The following is a 1703-nucleotide window of genomic DNA, read 5'->3' as shown; positions in this document are numbered from 1 at the left end:
CTCGTGGCGGCGAATGCGTAGGGCGTCCTCGCGCGGATTCGCCGACGGCATGAAAACGGGGCGGCGGGCCCGTTGCGCCCGCCGCCCCGCCCTGTCCCGCTCCTGCGCCGGCTTCCCGCCTACCGCTTCGCGCCGTACTGCTCGTAATAGGCGTCGAGCGCGGCCTTCACCTTGTCGTCGATGACCACGCGGCCTTGGCACTCGCGGTTCAGCAGGTGCTCCGTGACCTCGCCCATGTCCACGATGGATGCGGTGGGGAAGCCGTAGCGCTCGCGCACCTCGTCGAGCGCGCAGATCTCGCCGCCTTTGCCCACCTCCAGGCGGTTGAGCGACACCATGAGGCCCACCACCTCCACGTTCGCCTGCTGCATGAGGATGGGATGCGTCTCCTCGATGGACTTGCCCGACGTGGTCACGTCCTCCACAATGACCACGCGGTCGCCGTCGCGCAGCGCCGAGCCCAGCAGGATGCCGGTGTCGCCGTGGTCCTTGACCTCCTTGCGGTTCGAGCAGTAGCGCGCCTCCTTGCCGTAGAGTTCCGAGAGCGCCATCGTGGTGATGACGGACAGTGGGATGCCCTTGTACGCCGGGCCGAACACCACGTCGAAGTCCAGGCCGAACTCGTCGTGGATGGCGCGCGCGTAGAACTGGCCCAGGCGGTGCAGCTGCGAACCCGTCACATAGGCGCCCGCGTTCATGAAGAAGGGGGACTTCCGGCCGCTTTTCAGCGTGAAGTCGCCGAACTTGAGCACGTCGCTCTCTACCATGAACTCGATGAACTCCTGCTTGTAGGCCTCCATGGGCGCTCCCTTCCTCCCGCGCGGCCCTGCGGCGTGCGCGTAATCCGTTGTGAGACCATGATACTAGAATGCGGTTGCCGGCGCCTCTTCGCTGTGCCTTCTTATTCGCGAAAAACTACAATAAGGGTTATTGACAACTATTAGATTATGTCATATATTAATCCCGGTCTGAAACACAAAGAGAAACGCCCGGCATTCCGCCCCAACGGAACCGGGCGTTTCTGCATTCGCCATCAGCCGCGCAGGCAGAGCGCCTGCTTGAACGCGACGGGCTCGTCGGGGCTCACCTTGAGCGCGCGCACGGTGCGCCGCTTGCCGGTGATGCCGCGCACCTCGAGGGGCTCGGCCAGCTCGATCCAGACTGCCCGCCCTCCCATGGCGGCCAGGTCGAGGCGCTCTTTACGCGGCACGGCCGGCTCGCACTCGCCAACCCACGCTATGAGGCCGAGGGGCACGCGCTCGCGGGCGAGCATGCCCCAGCGCGCCACGAGCTCGTCGTTGCCCACGAGCAGCGGGTTGAGCACGACGGCGCGCGCCTCGGCGACCATCCAGATGATCGCGTAGACCGACAGCGCCGTGAGGATGCACGCTGCGGGCAGGCTGAAGCGCGACATCATCAGGTGCACGGCGAACGCCTCGATGGCGACGAGGCCCAGCATGACACCGACGACGGCCACGTAACCGCTCTGGCGGTGCGACGAGAAGGCGCGGCAGCCCTCCGGGACGTGCGGCGCACGCCGCCACGAGGCAACAGCGTAGTACCACATGGTCAGCTCGAGGCCCGCCATGCGGGCGGCGCGCTCGTTGCGCACGAGCGCGGAAAACGCACCCGAGAACCAGTCGAGCGGGTTGTCCGTCGCGGCCTTGGCCGCGCGGAAGCCGCAGGCGAAGCGCCGGGCCTCG

1 protein-coding gene and 1 pseudogene are annotated in these 1703 nt (G+C 66.9%); both read right to left on the bottom strand.

Annotated features, from left to right (window positions below):
• Window positions 1-119: 119 nt before the first annotated feature.
• A complete protein-coding gene (gene pyrE / locus GPA_RS08610; RefSeq protein WP_015539623.1) occupies window positions 120-800 on the bottom strand; it encodes an orotate phosphoribosyltransferase in 681 nt (226 codons plus the stop codon).
• 233 nt (window positions 801-1033) lie between these two features.
• Window positions 1034-1703, bottom strand: a pseudogene (locus tag GPA_RS08605) (hypothetical protein); the annotation flags it as partial.

The organism is Gordonibacter pamelaeae 7-10-1-b, from assembly GCF_000210055.1.
Classification (GTDB): Bacteria; Actinomycetota; Coriobacteriia; order Coriobacteriales; family Eggerthellaceae; genus Gordonibacter; species Gordonibacter pamelaeae.
This window is presented reverse-complemented; position numbering and strand designations above follow the sequence as displayed.

Bases quoted from the DNA above. Each gene is read 5' to 3' on its own strand.
- pyrE (WP_015539623.1), bottom strand. From the start codon at position 800: ATGGAGGCCTACAAGCAGGAGTTCATCGAGTTCATGGTAGAGAGCGAC.